Source organism: Anderseniella sp. Alg231-50 (assembly GCF_900149695.1).
Lineage (GTDB): Bacteria > Pseudomonadota > Alphaproteobacteria > Rhizobiales > Aestuariivirgaceae > Anderseniella.
The window spans coordinates 1,100,365-1,118,373 of record NZ_LT703003.1 but is presented as its reverse complement, the minus strand read 5'-3'; the positions used below and the strand labels follow the sequence as shown (position 1 = coordinate 1,118,373).

Annotated in this window: 16 protein-coding genes; 9 read left to right on the top strand and 7 right to left on the bottom strand. The window is 59.2% G+C overall.

Features of this window, described 5'->3' with window-relative positions:
• Positions 1-15: 15 nt before the first annotated feature.
• Entirely contained in the window at positions 16-1,329 is a 1,314-nt protein-coding gene (locus tag DHN55_RS05280; protein WP_108880305.1) for a tetratricopeptide repeat protein, read from the bottom strand.
• A 253-nt stretch (positions 1,330-1,582) separates the two neighbouring features.
• Here DHN55_RS05280 and DHN55_RS05275 point away from each other — a divergent pair, with 253 nt between their 5' ends.
• Together DHN55_RS05275 and folD are read left to right on the top strand one after the other, a co-directional pair.
• The gene (locus DHN55_RS05275; RefSeq protein WP_108880304.1) at positions 1,583-1,861 is read left to right on the top strand and encodes a YggT family protein; all 279 of its coding nucleotides are present in this window, start codon (positions 1,583-1,585) and stop codon (positions 1,859-1,861) included.
• A gap of 118 nt (positions 1,862-1,979) precedes the next feature.
• Entirely contained in the window at positions 1,980-2,864 is an 885-nt protein-coding gene (gene folD / locus DHN55_RS05270) for a bifunctional methylenetetrahydrofolate dehydrogenase/methenyltetrahydrofolate cyclohydrolase FolD (protein ID WP_108880303.1), read from the top strand.
• Between the two features lie 20 nt (positions 2,865-2,884).
• Here folD and ppa read toward each other — a convergent pair whose 3' ends face one another.
• Entirely contained in the window at positions 2,885-3,415 is a 531-nt protein-coding gene (gene ppa, locus DHN55_RS05265; RefSeq protein ID WP_108880302.1) for an inorganic diphosphatase, read from the bottom strand.
• Between the two features lie 74 nt (positions 3,416-3,489).
• On the opposite strand from ppa, the gene DHN55_RS05260 reads away from it, so the two are divergent.
• Positions 3,490-4,080, top strand: a complete 591-nt coding sequence (locus DHN55_RS05260; RefSeq protein ID WP_108880301.1) for a hypothetical protein — start codon at positions 3,490-3,492, stop codon at positions 4,078-4,080.
• A gap of 10 nt (positions 4,081-4,090) precedes the next feature.
• On the opposite strand, the gene DHN55_RS05255 is transcribed toward DHN55_RS05260, so the two are convergent.
• Together DHN55_RS05255 and typA are read right to left on the bottom strand one after the other, a co-directional pair.
• The gene (locus DHN55_RS05255) at positions 4,091-6,151 is read right to left on the bottom strand and encodes a M3 family metallopeptidase (protein ID WP_108880300.1); all 2,061 of its coding nucleotides are present in this window, start codon (positions 6,149-6,151) and stop codon (positions 4,091-4,093) included.
• Positions 6,152-6,288: 137 nt separating this feature from the next.
• Positions 6,289-8,115: a translational GTPase TypA gene (gene typA / locus DHN55_RS05250; RefSeq protein WP_108880299.1), complete on the bottom strand. Its 1,827-nt coding sequence runs from the start codon at positions 8,113-8,115 to the stop codon at positions 6,289-6,291.
• A gap of 310 nt (positions 8,116-8,425) precedes the next feature.
• On the opposite strand from typA, the gene DHN55_RS05245 reads away from it, so the two are divergent.
• Positions 8,426-8,755: a DUF6881 domain-containing protein gene (locus DHN55_RS05245; protein ID WP_108880298.1), complete on the top strand. Its 330-nt coding sequence runs from the start codon at positions 8,426-8,428 to the stop codon at positions 8,753-8,755.
• Positions 8,756-8,789: 34 nt separating this feature from the next.
• Here DHN55_RS05245 and DHN55_RS05240 read toward each other — a convergent pair whose 3' ends face one another.
• The 3 genes from DHN55_RS05240 to DHN55_RS05230 all read right to left on the bottom strand — a co-directional run bounded on the left by DHN55_RS05240 (position 8,790) and on the right by DHN55_RS05230 (position 11,669).
• Positions 8,790-10,076 (bottom strand): ankyrin repeat domain-containing protein, encoded by a 1,287-nt coding sequence (locus tag DHN55_RS05240; protein ID WP_337659942.1) that lies wholly within the window; start codon positions 10,074-10,076, stop codon positions 8,790-8,792.
• Positions 10,077-10,165: 89 nt separating this feature from the next.
• Positions 10,166-11,389, bottom strand: coding sequence for an argininosuccinate synthase (locus tag DHN55_RS05235; RefSeq protein ID WP_108880296.1), 1,224 nt, complete (start codon positions 11,387-11,389; stop codon positions 10,166-10,168).
• Positions 11,390-11,483: 94 nt separating this feature from the next.
• On the bottom strand, positions 11,484-11,669 hold the full coding sequence (locus DHN55_RS05230; protein WP_108880295.1) for a DUF1674 domain-containing protein: 186 nt from the start codon (positions 11,667-11,669) through the stop codon (positions 11,484-11,486).
• 116 nt (positions 11,670-11,785) lie between these two features.
• Between DHN55_RS05230 and htpX the strand changes: the two genes are divergently transcribed.
• The 5 genes from htpX to DHN55_RS05205 all read left to right on the top strand — a co-directional run bounded on the left by htpX (position 11,786) and on the right by DHN55_RS05205 (position 18,009).
• Positions 11,786-12,742: a zinc metalloprotease HtpX gene (htpX, locus tag DHN55_RS05225; protein WP_108880294.1), complete on the top strand. Its 957-nt coding sequence runs from the start codon at positions 11,786-11,788 to the stop codon at positions 12,740-12,742.
• The gene (locus DHN55_RS05220; RefSeq protein ID WP_108880293.1) at positions 12,733-14,085 is read left to right on the top strand and encodes a transcription antitermination factor NusB; all 1,353 of its coding nucleotides are present in this window, start codon (positions 12,733-12,735) and stop codon (positions 14,083-14,085) included. The genes htpX and DHN55_RS05220 overlap by 10 nt, the downstream gene beginning before the upstream one ends.
• 126 nt (positions 14,086-14,211) lie before the next feature.
• Positions 14,212-15,966, top strand: a complete 1,755-nt coding sequence (locus DHN55_RS05215; RefSeq protein WP_108880292.1) for a heparinase II/III domain-containing protein — start codon at positions 14,212-14,214, stop codon at positions 15,964-15,966.
• 101 nt (positions 15,967-16,067) lie between these two features.
• Complete coding sequence (purH, locus tag DHN55_RS05210) at positions 16,068-17,648, top strand: bifunctional phosphoribosylaminoimidazolecarboxamide formyltransferase/IMP cyclohydrolase (RefSeq protein WP_108880291.1); 1,581 nt, start codon at positions 16,068-16,070, stop codon at positions 17,646-17,648.
• Positions 17,649-17,688: 40 nt separating this feature from the next.
• Positions 17,689-18,009: a heavy metal-binding domain-containing protein gene (locus DHN55_RS05205; RefSeq protein WP_108880290.1), complete on the top strand. Its 321-nt coding sequence runs from the start codon at positions 17,689-17,691 to the stop codon at positions 18,007-18,009.

Genomic DNA, 18,009 nt, shown 5'->3' with positions numbered 1-18,009 from the left:
TCGGCCTTTTTGGCGTTAGAAGCTTTTCGTAAAGCTCATGCTCAATGTATGCGACATGGAACCAGGGTCGAAATCAAATGGCCCAATACCGTCATACTCGTTCTCGCGTACCAAATACCCCAGATTAATTCTGTTGTAGCCGTCCAGATGGAAGGCATGATCCCAGCTTGCCCGCCAGTATGTGCCAGTTCCGGCAGTAGCAAATGCCGGATTGAAAGCACCATCCCTGGTACTGAAATCCCCATATGCCCCGGCAACCTGTTGTGTCCACAGTGCCCCGAAAACCTGATAGGGCAACACACCGGCATAGCTCAATTCAATCTCACGCTGCCGGTTAACCGTAGTGCCGCCGTCAGTTATTTCGCGCTGATAGCGCGCCGCCATGCCAACTGTGTGTTCTGCCGTCAGTCGTCTGCTGGCGCCGACCTCGGCTCCGAACCGGTGTTCGGCGCTCAGATTGTTCGACTGGCTCAGATTGGCATAGGAAACCTCGCCATAAAACGATGTGTCAACGGACGGTTGCACGATTGCACGCACTGATGTGCCCAATGCAACCTCGGTCACGCTCGGGTTGTATGTGCGGAACTGCCCGAACGCGGAGATCTGGATACGCATCGCATCCAGTTCCACCACCGGTATGCCCTTGTCCAGCGTTGCGGCGATCCGGCCGCGATGATGCGCATAGATGCCGTCGGTCAAGCTGAACCCGTCAAACGGATCGCCTGCACCCTGGTTGATGTCTTCGTAGCGGCGTTCCACCAGCCCGGACGCTGAAATCACCAGCACATCATCCAACGGCGTATCCAGGTCGATTTTCAGCGCCGTGTTGACGGCAGCAAACGGGTTCCAGTCCTGCCGGTCTCGCCATTCGTTGTTCCGGTCTTCGACATCGATCCATTTCGACCGGATGCCGACGGTCAGATCGAGCACCCACTCAAATCCACTCAGCGCGCCCTTTACCTTACCGGCAAGTTCCTCGGCCTGTTTGGTCTCTTCAGGTGTCAGGTCACCAACCGAAAGCGCAACTTCCAGGTTCCGCGCGGCGAGCTCCCATGATCCGACATTGGTGTATATGCTGGCAAGGTTCAGCCGCGCCCTGGCATCACGCGGATATTTCACCAGGTGCTGTTCAAGTGTGGAGATTGCCTGGTCGTACTGTCCGACCTCGACCGCTTTCGACACAAACCGTCCCAGCACGCCAACATCTTCAGGAGAATCATACCTTTCCCGGAAAACATCATCATAGTCGCTAGCCGACACTGCTGCAGGAAAACCAATGCTGGCAAACCCAAGCATGATCACGGCAATTGATTTCGATCTGTTGAACATTGCAATTGGGCCCGGCATGTTGAATGTCGTTTCGTGAGCGACGAATCCTTACCATGTCGTCACGTTAGTTTAAAGTCAGTGTAGGACGATTCTGCAAAAGTGTTGCAATTCGGCCACACCAGCCCATTTTATCAACCTTGTGTTAATAAATTCCTCTAACGCCTTTAAATATCACCGCAAGCGCCTTTGCTTGCGCATTTAGAACACCCCGGCTAAACCATGCACTCCAGTTTGCACCAACAAGGCCCGCATCATGCTTTCTCTCCTCTGGCTGTTTGACCAGCTCGTCTACATAATTTTCTGGATCATCATCATTATGGTGGTGATGAGCTGGCTGATCGCGTTCAACGTGTTGAACAATTCAAACAACATCGTGCGCCAGATCAACTACACCCTGCATCGCCTGACCGAACCGATGCTCGGACCCATCAGGCGGTTCATGCCTGATCTTGGCGGTATCGATCTGTCACCACTGGTCCTGCTGCTGGGACTGATGTTCCTGCAAAGACTGTTGCACGAGTATCTGGTCTGATTTCCTGCCCATTTGTCGTCATTGGAACCAACTTTGACGCGGGCGGAACAGGTCTTCGCCGGAAGCTCACGCAAAATACCGCAATAGTTTTGAACATACGAGAAGGCATCAAAATCCCATGTGCGCAGCCAAAGTCATCGACGGAAAAAAGTTTGCTGAAGGTCTTCGCGGACGCATCGCAACTGCAATTGCCGGCCTGAAATCCGACCATGACCTGGAGCCGGGGCTGGCTGTTGTGCTGGTGGGCGAAGATCCCGCCAGCCAGGTTTATGTACGCAACAAGGCGAAACAGACCGTTGAAGTCGGCATGAAATCCGTCGAACACAAGCTGGACGCCTCGACATCCGAGGCAGACCTGCTGGCGGTGGTCGAGCAACTCAACAACGACCCGACCATTCACGGCATTCTGGTGCAGTTGCCCCTGCCGGACCATATCGACGAAAACAAGGTCATCAACTCGATCAATCCGGACAAGGATGTGGACGGGTTCCATGTGATCAACACCGGGCGCCTGGCGACCGGCCAGGACTCACTGGTGCCGTGCACGCCGGTCGGCAGCGTCATGCTGGCAAAGGACGCACTCGGTTCCCTGTCCGGCCTCGAAGCGGTGGTGATCGGCAGGTCGAACATTGTCGGCAAGCCGGTGGCCCAGTTGCTGCTGCAGGAAAACTGCACGGTGACAATTGCTCACAGCCGCACAAAGGACCTGCCCGGCGTGGTCGGACGGGCGGACCTGGTCATTGCCGCCGTTGGCCGTGCTGAAATGGTCAAGGGCGACTGGCTGAAACCCGGCGCCTGTGTCATCGATGTCGGCATCAACCGCATCGAGCGCGATGGCAAGAACCGCATTGTCGGCGATTGCGACTATGAAGACTGTGCGAAAACTGCCGGATCGATCACCCCGGTACCCGGCGGCGTCGGTCCGATGACCATTGCCTGCCTGCTGCACAACACTGTCCATGCCGCATGTGCTATCAAGGGTGTTCCTGTTCCCGAGATGTAGAGGGGCGTGTAACCACCGGGTTACCCGGCCCTGGCCCGCTCGATGGCCTCGACAATCAGGGCGCGCGCCTCCTCGGCATTTCCCCAGCCGTCGGTGCGGGCCCACTTGCCTGCTTCGAGATCCTTGTAGTGCTGGAAGAAATGCTCGATCTGGCTGACCTGTATTTCGGGAAGGTCGGTGTAGTCATTCACCTTTTCATAGCGCTTGGTAATGCGGCTGACCGGAACACCAATAATTTTCTCATCCCCGCCTGCCTCGTCGACCATTTTCATGACCCCGACGGGACGTACCGCAATGACGGCTCCCGGCACCAGCATGCGCTGTGAAATCACCAGCAGGTCCACCGGATCGCCGTCTTCCGACAAGGTATGTGGAATGAAGCCGTAATTGCCGGGATAACGCATCGACGTATACAGGAACCGGTCCACCACCATGGTGCCGGCGGATTTGTCCATTTCATACTTGATGGGCTCGCCGCCAATCGGCACTTCAATGATGACATTGACTTCTTCTGGCGGATTTGCCCCGATGGATATGGCGTCTATGCGCATCTGATTTCCTTCATATTCGGGTGTAGCAGGCTGAAACCGGAAAGCTGCAGCTTTTGTATGGAGACCCTAATAGCATGAGAACACTGCTTTTGACTGCCTGTACTCTCGTCGCACTCGTATTACCTGTTCAGGCTGGCCAGATAAGCAGCGTCTACAGCAAGCTGGACTTCAAGAAGACCTGCAAAGTGCTCAAGGAAGTCGAAGAAGGCGGATCGGTGTCCATGCTATGCGACGGTTATGAGGGTTATGCGGTCCACTTCGCCGAAGGTGACCTGCGCCATTCCGTACAGTTCGGATATGTCGAAACAGACGGAAACGGTATCTGGCAGAGCTTTACCCAGTGGAACCGGGTGGCGGAAACCGTTGAGTGGCGGCTGCAGGACGGCACGCCTGTCGCTGCGATCCTGCGCTGGTTCATCGAGAACACCGATGACGCCGGTTCGGCTGATCCAGCCCGGGTCGGACAGGTGCTTGTGGTGTCGCGCGTCGGCCGGCAAGCCGACAAAGGCGCCTGCGTGGTCGGCTATGTCGACGCGCTGGCCAACAGGAATGCCAACGTGCTGGCCCGCCAGGTAGCCGACAGCCTGACGCAGGACTTTGTGTGCGGCACCGACAGGGCCGAATTCCACGGAAAGCGCGGCCGCCTGTCAGGCGATCCCAGCTAGCCCCGCCCCGTCAGGCGGCCAGCCCGCGCTTGCGCAACATCGCGTCTGCCGTCGGCATTTTCCCGCGAAACGCCGTGTAAGCCGCTTCCGGGTCAACCGAATCTCCGGATGAGTAGATGTGTTGCTCAAGCCGTTTTGCCAGAGCCGGGTCAAACGGATCGCTTGCCTCTTCAAAAGCGTTGAACGCATCTGCATCCAGCACCTCCGACCACATATAGCTGTAATAGCCTGCCGCATACCCGTCGCCATAGAACACGTGCAGGAAATGCGGTGTGCGGTGCCGCATGATGATGGCCTCCGGCATGCCGAGTTCCGCCAGCACATCCGCTTCAAAGCCAAGAGGATTTGCACTTGCCTTGTCATCGGACGAGGCCTGGTGGAAACGCATGTCGACAATGGCGGATGACGTGTACTCGATCGCATCAAACCCTGCATTGAAGGTTCGAGCGGCCAGCACCTTGTCCAGCAATTCCTGTGGCATGGGTTTGCCGGTCTCCACGTGAACCGCATGTTTTTCGAGAATCTCGGGCACCGTCAGCCAGTGCTCGTACAATTGCGACGGCAGCTCGACAAAATCCCGCGAAACAGATGTGCCGGAGACCGACGGATAGGTCACATTGGACAACATTCCGTGCATGGCGTGGCCGAACTCGTGGAACAGCGTCCGCGCATCATCCAGCGACAGCAGGGCCGGTGACCCCTGTGCCGGCTTGGCGAAATTCATCACGTTGAACACAATGGGGATCTGGCCACCGTCCAGGCCGTGCTGCTTCTGCAACAGGCTCATCCACGCGCCGGAGCGCTTGGACGAGCGGGCAAAATAGTCGCCGATGAACACGCCGCTGACGTCACCGGACCTGTTGCGCACCTCAAACACCCGGGCATCCGCGTGCGGACCTGCCACATTGGCCAGTTCGCTGAACGACAGGCCGAACAGCCGGCCGGCCACGTCAAACGCTGCCTGGATCATGTTTTCCAGCTGGAAGTACGGTTTGACCACCGCTTCGTCCAGATCGAACTCCCGTTCCCGCAGCTTTGCCGTGTAGTAGCGCCAGTCGGAAGCCTTGAGAGGTTCGTTATGGCCTTCCTCGACCGCTATTTCCGCAAGCATCGCCGCATGGTCCGCGGCACTGGCCTTCGCCGCCGGCCAGACCTTGCCGAGCAGGTCTTCCACGGCCGTCGGGCGCTTGGCCATGGTGCCGTCCAGCTTCAGCGCAGCAAAGTTCTCATAGCCCAGAAGCCGCGCTTTCTCGTCACGCAGTTTCAGCGTTTCGGCAATAGTTTCCGTGTTGTCGCTGTCACCGCCGTTTTCACCGCGCGCCGCCCAGGCCTCGAACGCAGCCTGTCGCAAATCTGGTCGTGATGACGAAATCAGAAACGGTTCAATGATCGACCGTGACAGGGTAACCGCATGCTTGCCGTCATGGCCGCGCTGGGCGGCGGCTTCCGCCATGGAGGCTATCAGGCTGTCCGGCAATCCGGCCAGGTCATCCTCGTTTTCCAGCACCAGCACCCAGTCTTTCTCGTCCGCCAGTACGTTCTGGCCGAACTGCGCAGCCAGCGCCGCGAGCCGCTGATCGATGTCCGCCAGCCGTTTTTTCTCGGCCGCCGCCAGTTTTGCGCCCTGCTTCACGAAACTCTTGTAGTGCTGCTCCAGCACCCGGATCTGTTCGGACGAAAGATCGCTTTCGGTGCGGCTGTCATGCAGTGCGTCAATGCGGGCAAACAAGTGGTCATTCATGAATATGGCCGACTGGTGCTTTGCCAGTTCCGGGCCGATCTCGCGCTCCAGCGCCTGAATGGCCGGTGTGCTGTCGGTACCGGCACGATGCCAGAACAATGCCTGCACTTTACGCAATGCCTTGCCTGACAGTTCCAGCGCAGCAATCGTATTGTCAAAATCGGCCGGTTGCGGATTGTCGGCGATCGCCTCTATCTCGGCCAGGTGAAGCGCCATGGCCGGCGCAAAGGCAGTCTTGAAATCAGCGTCCTCGATCGCTTTGAAATCAGGCAGTCCGTGACTGCCGGCCCAGCTCACCAGTGCCGGCTTGATGTCCTGTTCGTTCGCCATGATCGAAAAACCTTGCTGTTGTTGATTGGGTCAGGATGATGCTGATCAGCCTAACAAAAAATGCCCTGATCATCACGTCACATATGTGAGGGAAGATCAGGGCAAAATCGTGTAATCAGGTGATCTGAATCCGGTCCTTAGGCACTCAGCGCTTCATCATCGCGCCGTGACGCACGCTTGCGTTCATGGACGTCGAGAATGGCCTTGCGCAGGCGGATCGACTTGGGCGTAACCTCCACCAGTTCATCATCGGTGATGTAGCTCAGGGCCCGTTCAAGCGTCATGCGGATTGGCGGGGTCAGCAACACCGCGTCATCCTTGCCGGACGCGCGCATATTGGTCAGTTGCTTGGCTTTCAGCACGTTGATCTCAAGGTCATTGCCGCGCGTGTGCTCACCGACAATCATGCCGTTATAGACCTTCATGCCCGGCTCCACGAACATCGGGCCGCGATCTTCCAGTTTCCACAGGGCGTACGCCACCGCTTCACCTTCGCCATTGGACAGAAGGACACCGGTATGGCGCGACGGGATAATGCCCATGTGCGAGGCATAACCGTGGAACAGCCGGTTCATGATGGCGGTGCCGCGGGTGTCGGTCAGAAGTTCGCTCTGGTAGCCGATCAGGCCACGGGTCGGTGCATGGAACACCAGCCGCTGGCGTCCTGCGCCTGACGGGCGCATATCCTTCAGTTCAGCCCGGCGTTCCGACAGCTTCTGCACCACCGCACCGGAGAACTCCTCATCAACGTCGATGATGACCTCTTCCACCGGCTCCTGGCGCTGGCCGGTCGCCTCGTCCACCTGCATCACCACGCGCGGGCGCCCGACAGTGAGTTCAAAGCCTTCACGCCGCATGGTCTCGATCAGGATGGCCAGCTGCAGTTCACCACGGCCCGACACCTCGTAGGCCTCGCCGTCGAGGTCCTTGATCTGAAGCGCCACATTGCCTTCGGCTTCCTTCAGCAGGCGGTCGCGGATGACACGGCTTTGCACCTTGTCGCCTTCCTTGCCGGCCAGCGGCCCGTCATTGACGCGAAACGTCATCGACAGTGTCGGCGGGTCGATCGGCTGGGCTTCAATCGCTTCGCTCACATCCGTCGCACACAGGGTATCTGCCACGGTCGCCTTGGACAGGCCGGCCAGTGCAACGATGTCGCCGGCCTTGGCTTCCTCGACCGGGGTCCGTTCAAGGCCCCGGAACGCCAGCACCTTGGACACCCGGCCCTGCTCGATCAGCTTGCCGTCGCGGTTCAGCGCCTTGATCGACTGGTTGGGTTTTACTGTGCCCGAGCGGATGCGACCGGTGAGGATGCGGCCCAGATAGGGGTTGGCCTCGATGGTCGTGGACAGCATGCGGAACGGGCCGTCTTCCACGACGGGTTCCGGCACATGTTTCACCACCAGGTCAAACAGCTGGGTCATGTCGTCCTTTGGGCCTTCCGGCTCTGTCGCCATCCAGCCCTGCTTGGCGGAGCCGTACAGGATCGGGAAGTCGAGCTGGTCATTGTCGGCATCAAGTGCGGCAAACAGGTCGAACACCTCGTTGATGACTTCCTGGTGGCGTTCTTCATCCTTGTCGATCTTGTTGATCGCCACGATCGGACGCAGGCCGATCTTCAGGGCTTTCTGCAGCACGAATTTGGTCTGCGGCATCGGACCCTCGGCGGCATCGACCAGCAGGATGGCGCCGTCGACCATGTTCAGGATGCGCTCCACTTCGCCGCCGAAGTCGGCATGGCCCGGGGTATCGACAATGTTGATGCGATCACCCTGCCAGTCGACGGACGTGACTTTCGCCAGGATCGTGATGCCGCGCTCGCGCTCCAGATCATTGGAATCCATGGCGCGCTCGGCCATGCGCTGGTTGTCACGCATGGTGCCCGACTGCGCCAGCAGACGGTCGATCAGGGTGGTCTTGCCATGATCGACGTGCGCGATGATGGCGATGTTTCTAAGAGACATAGCGTTTCCGAACTTAAAAAAGCTGTTGAATTGACCGCGCGTGTAACACAGCAATCGCTAACAAGGTATGGGCATATTGAAGCGGGTGTAATCAACAGGCGCACGACATCAGGACCGAACTTCGGATATCAGCCAGACAATAAGGCTGTTCTGGCGCCGGATGTATTGGGAGATCAGACCCAGGACGTTGCGAACCATAGCACCGGGCAGCGGCCGTGGACTTCAAGTCGGAGTTGGAATTCAACCACACAGACCTTCGTACCGGTTGAATGCGAATTGCGGTCGTGTTCAGGCCGCGTTATCAATGCGAATGACGTTTAACTACTATCGATGTGATTGGGTGCATCAGCTTGATGATGAGCCGGTAACAATTTTCTATCAGGTAGATGCAGAAGGACGCGTACCAAGACGGATTGATGTGTTTGCTGATGGCAGACGAGCATGTGTCTCCACTAAGGATTTCTGCGGAAGGGAGAACGAATTACCGGGTTTTGAAAGCCTTGTCGAAGGTTCGTTTTATGACGATCTCGACGGTTTGCTTGATTGCGGTCCTGTTGTTGACAAGGACGGCAGCATCAATCTCCTCACTTCAGACAGCGATACGTTCGAGGCCGACTGGCGGACATACCGGCTGAAATAGAAAGCTCCGCTTTGCGTCGCAGGCAACCCTCCGCTCACTCCCCAAGCAACCGGTAGACCGGATCCGTCTCGCTACGCTCGGCGGCATAATCCTTCGCTGTTCGTCCCGACCTGTCGCGGTGGTCGCGGTCGACCTTGCGCGCCAGCAGCAGCCGGACGATATCGATATGGTTCCTGAAAGCCGCCAGTATCAACGGGGTGACCTGCTCGCCATCGACCCAGCCCGGAGTGGCGCCGGCATCGATGAGCAGATTTGCCATCTCTGCCTGTCCGTCCCGCGCCGCGAATATCAGGGCTGTGTTGCGGCTTGCATCGAACCCGTCCGGATCGGCGCCGTCTCGCAGAAGCTGCGCCACCGCGGCGATATCGTTTTTCACCACCGCATCGATCAGTGGCGTGCGTTTGCGGATGATCTGGGAGAGCGGGATGATGTGCAGCCCGTCGCCCCAGGTTCCCGCCAGTAGCCTGTCGCCTGCAATCTGCAGGCGCACAACCGCCTTGCCTTTTAAAAGCCGTTGCCGTACCCGGCCCCCGGGGGCTACCACGGCAATACCATTGCTCCACGACGCGGCCAGAATGGTGTCATTGTCGGGCATCAGGACGTCGGCAAGTTTCTCGCCCTTCAGGGTCTGCCGCCACGGCCCGTGCTCGGCGATGTAGAGCCCGCTATTTCCGGCAACAGCACGGCGATGAGAGGCAGCTGCAAAAGCCGAGGCCTTGTCGTCAGCAAATATCTTCTTCCATTCGCCGTCGCGTCTGCGGAACACTCCGCTTTCCAGCGAACTGGCGTAAAGCGCATCACCGTAAGTGCTGAGCGACCAGAAGAACTCCTTGTTTGGCCCAATCGGGGTCCAGGTTTTCGCTTCATCCGTGCTGACAAGGATGCCATGGCGTGGCGTGGCCGCGTATATGCTGTCGCCCGCAACCTGCAGATCGCGAATATCGGCGCCGGGAAAACCGGTCACGCGGATAAAGCTGCCGCCGCCATCGCGCGACACATAAAGCCCGTGTTTCCACGTCCCGGCCAGAAGCAGGTCCGCCGAAACCGCGGCAACAGCCTGCACGTCTGTTGCTTCTGGCGAGAGCGGCGCGTTGCCGTTCTGGGTGCGCCAGCTTTCAGTTCCGTCCAGGCTTTTGAACACAAGCGCTGACCCGGCTCCCTTGGCCTTCTGGCCGACCAGCACATGCCCGGTGTCCCCCGGTTCGGCGGCCAGCGCCCTGATAATGCGATCCTTTAGCTTGTGGCCACGATCTGACTGCTGCGCCGAAGCGGGCGCCGCCAGTACGGTGAAGCAAGCCAGAATGAAAATGAACCTGATCATGCCCGTCATATTGCACGGAATGAGCAACACCCGTTTTCACAACCTTGCGAGATCGTGCTGTGATCCTGTTTCGCCGGCGTCCTGTGGCCCTAGCTGTTGCGTTTCCTCGCAGCCAGTGTCCGCAGGCGCAGGGCGTTGAGCCGGATGAAGCCTTCGGCATCCTTCTGGTCATAGGCGCCGCGATCATCCTCGAACGTCACCAGTTCGTCCGAGTAAAGTGACTTCGGCGAAGCGCGCCCGATGACCGTGACATTGCCCTTGTAAAGCTTCAGCCTGACCGTGCCTTCGACATGCTCCTGGCTCTTGTCGATCAGCGCCTGCAGCATTTCGCGTTCCGGCGCGAACCAGAAGCCGTTATAGATCATCTTGGCATACTGCGGCATCAGGCTGTCTTTCAGGTGAGCCGCCTCACGATCCAGCGTGATGGATTCCATGGCCCGGTGAGCCGCCAGCAGGATTGTGCCGCCCGGTGTTTCATAGACCCCGCGCGACTTCATGCCGACAAACCGGTTTTCGACAAGGTCAAGCCGGCCGATGCCGTTGTCGCGGCCCAGGTCATTGAGCGTCGCCAGCACGGTTGCCGGAGACAATGCCTTGCCGTCGATGGAAACCGCGTCCCCTTTCTCGAAGCCGATCTCGATGATCGTAGCGCTGTCAGGTGCGTCCTCGGGACTGACGGAGCGCTGGAACACATACTCCGGCGGTTCCACGTTCGGATCTTCCAGCACTTTGCCTTCTGATGACGAGTGCAGCAGGTTGGCATCCACTGAAAACGGCGCTTCGCCCTGCTTGTCCTTCGGCACCGGAATCTGGTTCAATTCGGCAAAGTTGATCAGATCGGTGCGGGACTTGAACGACCAGTCGCGCCACGGCGCGATCACCTTGATATCCGGGTTGAGCGCATAAGCGGCAAGTTCGAACCTGACCTGGTCATTGCCCTTGCCGGTGGCGCCATGGGCAATGGCGTCCGCCCCGGTCTCGGCTGCAATCTCCACCAGCCGCTTGGTGATCAGCGGCCGGGCAATGGACGTGCCGAGCAGGTAGGTTCCTTCATAAACGGTATTGGCCCGGAACATCGGAAACACGAAGTCACGCACAAACTCTTCTCGCACATCCTCGATGTAGATTTCCTTGATGCCCATCATCTCGGCCTTGGCACGTGCCGGTTCCAGTTCCTCGCCCTGTCCGAGGTCGGCAGTGAATGTCACGACCTCTGCATCGAGTTCGGTTTCCAGCCACTTCAGGATGATGGACGTATCAAGGCCGCCGGAATATGCCAGCACGACCTTTTTCACTGAGCCCTTGATGCCCATTGTAATTCTCTCCTGTCGATGAAAGCTTGAAAGCTCGCGCGGGTCCTACAGTACGTTGCAACGGCCCCGCAAGGGGGCAGGTTGTATCAGGGTGTCAGAAATCGCTGGTGATACCCTTTTTTTCCCAGTCTCCGAACCTGGTCGGCTCCGGCCCGTCGCGTCCGTCAATCTCGACAGGAAGCTCCTCGGAACCTGCTTCTGCACGTCTCTTGCGGGCTTCCGCAAGCGCCCGTTTGGCAGCATCGCTGAGAGGCGGTTTTTCTGGTGGTTGCTCCGGCATGACTGGCTTTTCATTGAATTATGGCGCGTCAGCAAACATATACTGTTCATTACAGGTTATTGGCAATGTGTCGACGTGTCCGCCCCAAAATGGCGGGCACGCTTTCAGGTGTAGCAATGAATTATATGAAAACAGCAATGTTGCTGGCGGGCATGACGGCCCTGTTCCTGGTCATCGGCTTCATGCTGGGCGGCCAGACGGGCATGGTGATCGCGCTGGTTTTTGCAGCGGGCACCAATGTGTATGCCTACTGGAACTCCGACAAGGCGGTGCTGTCGATGCACGGCGCCGAACTGGCGAGCGAAACCCAGAACCCAGAGCTTTACAAGATGGTTGCCCGGCTTGCCGACAATGCCGGCCTGCCGATGCCGAAGGTCTATGTGATGAACAACCCGCAGCCGAACGCGTTTGCCACCGGCCGTGATCCGGAAAACGCCGCGGTTGCCGCCACTACAGGGCTGATGCAGCAGCTCAATTATGATGAAATTGAAGGCGTGATGGCGCATGAGCTGGCCCATATCCAGAACCGCGATACCCTGATCATGACGGTCACCGCGACCATCGCCGGTGCTATTTCAATGCTGGCAAACTTCGCCATGTTCTTCGGTGGCCGTGACCGCAACAATCCGCTCGGCCTGATCGGGACCATCGCCATGATGTTGCTCGCTCCCATAGCCGCCATGCTTGTGCAGATGGCCATCAGCAGGACCCGCGAGTACGCCGCCGACCGGCGCGGCGCTGAAATCTGCGGCAAGCCACAGGCACTGGCTGACGCGTTGCGCAAAATCGCCTCTGGCGCACAGCGGATTGAAAATGATACTGCAGAAGCAAATCCGGCTACGGCTCACATGTTCATTATCAATCCACTGTCAGGCGCACGTATGGACAATCTGTTTTCAACCCACCCCAACACCGACAACCGCATAGAGGCGCTGGAGCAAATGTCGGATTCCGGTCCTCAGGTGTTTTCTGATGATACCCCCGGACGCACCGATGCGTTTGCCGCCGGGCCCTGGTCAAAGGCCGGTAGAGGTTCTGCATCCCGCAAGAGGACCAACGGTCCGTGGGGGTAAAAAAGAAAAAGCGGGCCCGCAAGTTCGTACCTCCCCCGATAGAAGTCGAGGGCCTCGGCCTTCGCGCCGCCGCGCTCAACGCCGTCTCGCTTGTACTGTACGAGAGACGGTTCCTTGAAGAGGCGCTCAGCGACAGCCTTGACGGTATTGACGATCCGCGCGATCGCGCTTTTGCGCACGCGCTGGCAGCCACTGCGCTGCGCCGAAAAGGTCAGATCGAGGCTGTTCTGGAAAACTACATCGAGCAGAAACTGCGCGCCCGCACCGGCAGGGCGCCGGCGATCCTGCTGTGTGGCGTTGCCCAGTTGCTGTTCATGGAAACCGAGCCGCACGCGGCGATCTCGACAAGCGTCGCACTTGCGGCCAGGGACGAAAAGGCCCAGCGGCTCAAGGGCCTGATCAACGCGGTGCTGCGCAATATCAGCCGCGACCGGGACGCCATAATGGCCGCACTGCCAACCGCCGACACCAACTTGCCGAAATGGCTGAACACCAGGCTGCGGGCAGACTACGGTCCTGAGACAACCGAGCACATCGCCGACGCACACACACAGCAGGCCGACGTCGACCTGACCTTCCGGACCGGCGCGCCCGACGAAGCCTTGCTGGCTCTGGGTGTTAAACTGCCCACCGGCAGCGTGCGCTTGAACAGTCCGCATCCGGCCGTTCCGGACTTGCCGGGTTTTGCGGACGGCAACTGGTGGGTGCAGGATGTTGCCGCCTCGCTGCCGGCCATGCTGTTCGACGATTTACAGGGCAAAACCGCACTGGACATGTGCAGCGCGCCGGGCGGCAAGACACTGCAATTGTGCGCCGCAGGCGCGACCGTCACCGCGCTGGATACATCCGCTTTCCGTCTTGAAAAAGTGACCGAAAACCTTGCCCGGACAAAGCTTGAGGCCAGCTGCGTCGCCATTGATGCGCTGGAGTTCGAAGCCGAACAGCTGTTTGACGTAATCCTGCTCGATGCGCCGTGTTCGGCCACCGGTACCATACGCCGTCATCCCGACATGCCCTATGTCAGGGGCAATGACGATGTCAAACTGCTGCTCGCACTGCAGCGCAAACTGCTGCGCAAGGCCGCCACCTTGCTGAAGCCGGACGGTACACTTGTCTATGCGGTGTGTTCATTGCTTGCCGATGAAGGCCCCAAGCAGATATCCCAGTTCCTCAACGAGCACGGCGATTTCAAGCGGCATCCGATTGCAGCAGGCGAGAAACACATCCCCGCCGATCTCATAAGCAAGGCCGGTGATTTCAGAACACTTCCGCACCACATGATCGGCGATGTCCGTGGCATGGACGGTTTTTTTGCCGCCCGGCTCGTTAAAGCCGCAATCTGATACAGCTTGTTATCAATTCGTTAACGAACTTCAGGCTTCAATGTGCACCGAGATCCTGCAGGATAACGCTGCCCTTGAGGCAACCTGCCGGCAACATGCACAGTCCGGAAACCGCGCCCGAGCCCCATGAATTCCGCATCGACAGTTCTGACCGGCCTGGCCAGCCTGAGCAGCAAGCAGCTGGTCAACAGGCTCGTGCGCGCGACGTCCCCGCAAATCCCCAGCCTGACCATGGCCAGGTGCACCGGCCTCGGCCTGCCGCTTGCCGCCATCATCAAGGGCGATGCGTCACGTGCACCGGGCCTGTATCGCGGCATATTCGAGCTTGCCGGTTGCCGGGCCGTTCTGGCGGGAACCTCCATATTCGAATTGCCGGACGCCCGTCCGGCGGCATTTGACGATGCGCTGAACGGCTTTGGCTGGCTGCATGACCTGCATGCCGGAAACACCCAGCTCTACCGGATTTTCGCCCGCGGCATTGTCGCGGAATGGCTGGAACTGAAAGTCTACAAAAGTACCAGCGCCCGGCGCCCTCAAACGCTGGCAACCCGCCTGATCAACTGGATACAGTGCGCACCGTTCCTGCTGCAGGGTGCCAGCCGCAGCTTTGAGGCGTCGTTCATGAACAGCCTGACCCGGCAAACCCGCCTGCTGGCGCGGCGCGGTGTCAATCACTTCATTCCGACAAACAGGCTCATGTCCGCGATAGCCATGGTCTACGCGACCTTCGGCACAACCGGCCTGGAAAGCCTGCAGAAAACCGCCCTGTGCCGTCTGTCGCACGAACTGGACCAGCAGATCCTGGCCGACGGCGGCCACGTGTCCCGCAACGGACAGACCCTGCTGGATCTCCTGGTCCTGCTGGTTCCGTTACGCGAGGCGCTCAACAAGGCCCTGATAGAAATACCGGGTCCGTTCAACGCTGCTATAGAACGGATGCTGCCAATGCTGCGGTTTCTGTCGCACAATGATGGTGGGCTTGCCGTTTTCAATGGCGTTTCCAGGACCAGCGCAGGCAGGATCAAGGCTGTGCTGGAAAGAGACCAGATCCACGGCCGCCCGCTGACCATTGCACCGCTGACCGGTTATTGCCGCATTGCACATGGCAGGGCATCGATCATCATGGACACCGGCATGCCGCCTGCGCCGGGCCGCAATGCGAACGCGACCTGCTCGCCGCTGGCATTCGAGTTGTGCGACGGCCCGCACCGCATTGTCGTAAACTGCGGCAGCCGGCAAGGCGCCGATGCGCAATGGCAGGCGGCATCACGGCGCACATCGGCGCACTCGACCCTGACATTGGGTGAAATTGATACCAGCACCGTCATAGATAATTTCTTCACCAGCCGCCTGTTCGACACTCCCGCGCTGATAACCGACGGCCATGCCGACGCCGAAGTGCGCAGTGAGGACCACGGCAGCATCATTTCCGCCCGGCACACCGCGTATGCCAGAACCTTCGGGCTGGTTCACGAAAGACAACTGTTTCTGGATAGCAATGGCGCGGACCTGCGCGGCGAGGACCGGCTGCTGCCCGATGCTCCGGTTGCGGATGCGGAACTCGATCCGGCCTTCGCTATCCGCTTCCATCTGCACCCATCGGTCAAGGCGACCCTGTCCCGTGACGGGGCCTGTGTCATGTTGCTGTTGCCCAACAAGGTTGGCTGGCGCTTCTCGGCGCGCGGCGGCAGACTGTCCCTGGAGACAAGCATCTACCTGCCCGACAGCAAGTCCGCCCGGCCCACCCAGCAGATCGTCATTTCCGGCGTGGCCGGACGGCCCGATCGCGTTCTGTGGGCGTTCAAGCGGATGAAAACCGCCGCAAAACCCCGCCCCCAGGAAGCTCTGTGCGAGCCTGAACTGCCATTGAATGCGGGATAATCAATTCATTTGGTATAATTGTTCTCTTGCCTGTTCAGCATCTGACGCCTTCGTGTTAACGCTTGGCCTCATTTTGCAATTGGCAATGGAGAAATTGGCCGATGAGCCCTATTCGTCGCGCCCTGCTGTCGGTATCCGACAAAACGGGACTTGTTGAGTTTGCCACTGATCTGGCTGACCTTGGAGTTGACCTGATTTCGACCGGCGGCACGGCACGCACGCTGAGCGAAGCCGGGCTGAAGGTTACTGACATTTCCAGCTGGACAGGGTTTCCGGAAATCATGGACGGGCGGGTGAAAACCCTGCACCCGAAAGTTCATGGCGGATTGCTGGCCGTACGCGCAAACCCGGATCACCAGGCCGCGATGCAGGAAAACGACATCGGCGCGATCGATCTGCTGGCGGTAAACCTGTACCCGTTCGAACAGACACTGGCTGGTGGCGGCACTTACGAAGACCTGGTCGAGAACATAGATATCGGCGGACCGGCAATGACCCGGGCCGCTGCCAAGAACCACAACGACGTCACCACCATTGTCGATCCGGCCGATTACTCCGCAGTGATCGGGGAAATGCGCACGCACGCCGGCTCCACCCTGCAGCCGACCCGCACCAGACTGGCGGCAAAGGCGTTTGCCCGCACTGCGGCTTATGATTCAATTGTCAGCACCTGGCTGCTTGGAGAGGCAGGCGAGGGCCTGGGCACCAGCCGGTCACTTGGCGGAACCCTGATACAGACCCTGCGCTATGGCGAAAACCCGCACCAGTCGGCAGGTTTTTACCGCACCGGCGAGATCCGCGAAGGGGTGGCAACCGCGCGTCAGTTGCAGGGCAAGGAGTTATCCTACAACAACATCAACGATACCGACGCGGCGTTCGAATGCGTCAGTGAATTTGATCCGGCCGACTATGCAGCCTGCGTTATCGTGAAACACGCTAATCCGTGCGGCGTTGCCACCGCTGAAACCGCGCTGGAGGCCTATCGGCTCGCCTTGCGCTGCGATCCGGTCAGCGCCTTCGGCGGTATCGTTGCGTTCAACCGGCCGATCGACGAGGCAACCGCGGAAGTGGTTTGTGACGTGTTCACCGAAGTCATCATTGCGCCGGGTGTCAGCGAGGCTGCCCAAGCCGTTTTCGCCGCCAAGAAAAACCTGCGCCTGCTCACAACTGAAGGCCTGGCCGATCCGGATCAGCCCGGCATCGCCTTCAAGACGGTTGCCGGCGGCTTTCTTGCCCAGTCGCGGGACAATGGCCGGGTTCATGCCGACGACCTGAAGGTGGTCACCAAGCGCCACCCCAGCGTACAGGAAATGGCCGACATGCTGTTTGCCTTCCGTGTCGCCAAGCACGTCAAGTCAAATGCCATCATCTATGCCAAGGACGGTGCCACCGTAGGGGTCGGCGCCGGCCAGATGTCACGTATCGACTCAAGCCGCGTTGCGGCCCACAAGGCACGTGACGCCGCAGACGCCGCCGGTATTGCAGAAACCCTGACCACCGGAAGCGTGGTCGCGTCTGATGCGTTTTTCCCGTTTGCCGACGGCCTGCTGCAGGCCGCATCCGCCGGTGCCACCGCCATCATTCAGCCCGGCGGCTCGATGCGTGATGACGATGTCATCGCCGCAGCTGACGAGAAGGGGCTGGCAATGATCTTCACCGGAATGCGACACTTCAGGCATTAGTTCAAACAGATCAACACTCTTAACCAATCGGAGGCAGTTCATGCTCGTTACCACCACCAACACAATCGATGGCCGCCGGATTTCTGCCTACAAGGGTCTCGTGGCCGGTGAAGCCATTCTGGGCGCAAACCTGTTTCGCGACTTGTTTGCCTCTATCCGCGATATTGTCGGCGGGCGCTCGGGTGCCTACGAGAAGGTCCTCAACGATGCCCGCGAAACCGCAATTGCCGAAATGACCGACAAGGCATCCGCACTGGGTGCAAATGCGGTCATCGGCGTTGATATCGACTACGAAACCGTTGGTCAGAACGGTTCCATGCTGATGGTCACTGCCGCCGGCACCGCAGTGGTCGTAGAGTAG

Excerpts from the sequence above, each read along its gene's own strand:
- DHN55_RS05280 (WP_108880305.1), bottom strand. The coding sequence starts at position 1,329 with ATGTTCAACAGATCGAAATCAATTGCCGTGATCATGCTTGGGTTTGCC.
- typA (WP_108880299.1), bottom strand. The coding sequence starts at position 8,115 with ATGTCTCTTAGAAACATCGCCATCATCGCGCACGTCGATCATGGCAAG.
- DHN55_RS05230 (WP_108880295.1), bottom strand. The coding sequence starts at position 11,669 with ATGCCGGAGCAACCACCAGAAAAACCGCCTCTCAGCGATGCTGCCAAA.
- DHN55_RS05260 (WP_108880301.1), top strand. The coding sequence starts at position 3,490 with ATGAGAACACTGCTTTTGACTGCCTGTACTCTCGTCGCACTCGTATTA.
- DHN55_RS05255 (WP_108880300.1), bottom strand. The coding sequence starts at position 6,151 with ATGGCGAACGAACAGGACATCAAGCCGGCACTGGTGAGCTGGGCCGGC.
- DHN55_RS05245 (WP_108880298.1), top strand. The coding sequence starts at position 8,426 with ATGACGTTTAACTACTATCGATGTGATTGGGTGCATCAGCTTGATGAT.
- DHN55_RS05240 (WP_337659942.1), bottom strand. The coding sequence starts at position 10,076 with ATGATCAGGTTCATTTTCATTCTGGCTTGCTTCACCGTACTGGCGGCG.
- ppa (WP_108880302.1), bottom strand. The coding sequence starts at position 3,415 with ATGCGCATAGACGCCATATCCATCGGGGCAAATCCGCCAGAAGAAGTC.
- DHN55_RS05205 (WP_108880290.1), top strand. The coding sequence starts at position 17,689 with ATGCTCGTTACCACCACCAACACAATCGATGGCCGCCGGATTTCTGCC.
- purH (WP_108880291.1), top strand. The coding sequence starts at position 16,068 with ATGAGCCCTATTCGTCGCGCCCTGCTGTCGGTATCCGACAAAACGGGA.
- DHN55_RS05215 (WP_108880292.1), top strand. The coding sequence starts at position 14,212 with ATGAATTCCGCATCGACAGTTCTGACCGGCCTGGCCAGCCTGAGCAGC.
- DHN55_RS05275 (WP_108880304.1), top strand. The coding sequence starts at position 1,583 with ATGCTTTCTCTCCTCTGGCTGTTTGACCAGCTCGTCTACATAATTTTC.
- htpX (WP_108880294.1), top strand. The coding sequence starts at position 11,786 with ATGAATTATATGAAAACAGCAATGTTGCTGGCGGGCATGACGGCCCTG.
- DHN55_RS05235 (WP_108880296.1), bottom strand. The coding sequence starts at position 11,389 with ATGGGCATCAAGGGCTCAGTGAAAAAGGTCGTGCTGGCATATTCCGGC.
- folD (WP_108880303.1), top strand. The coding sequence starts at position 1,980 with ATGTGCGCAGCCAAAGTCATCGACGGAAAAAAGTTTGCTGAAGGTCTT.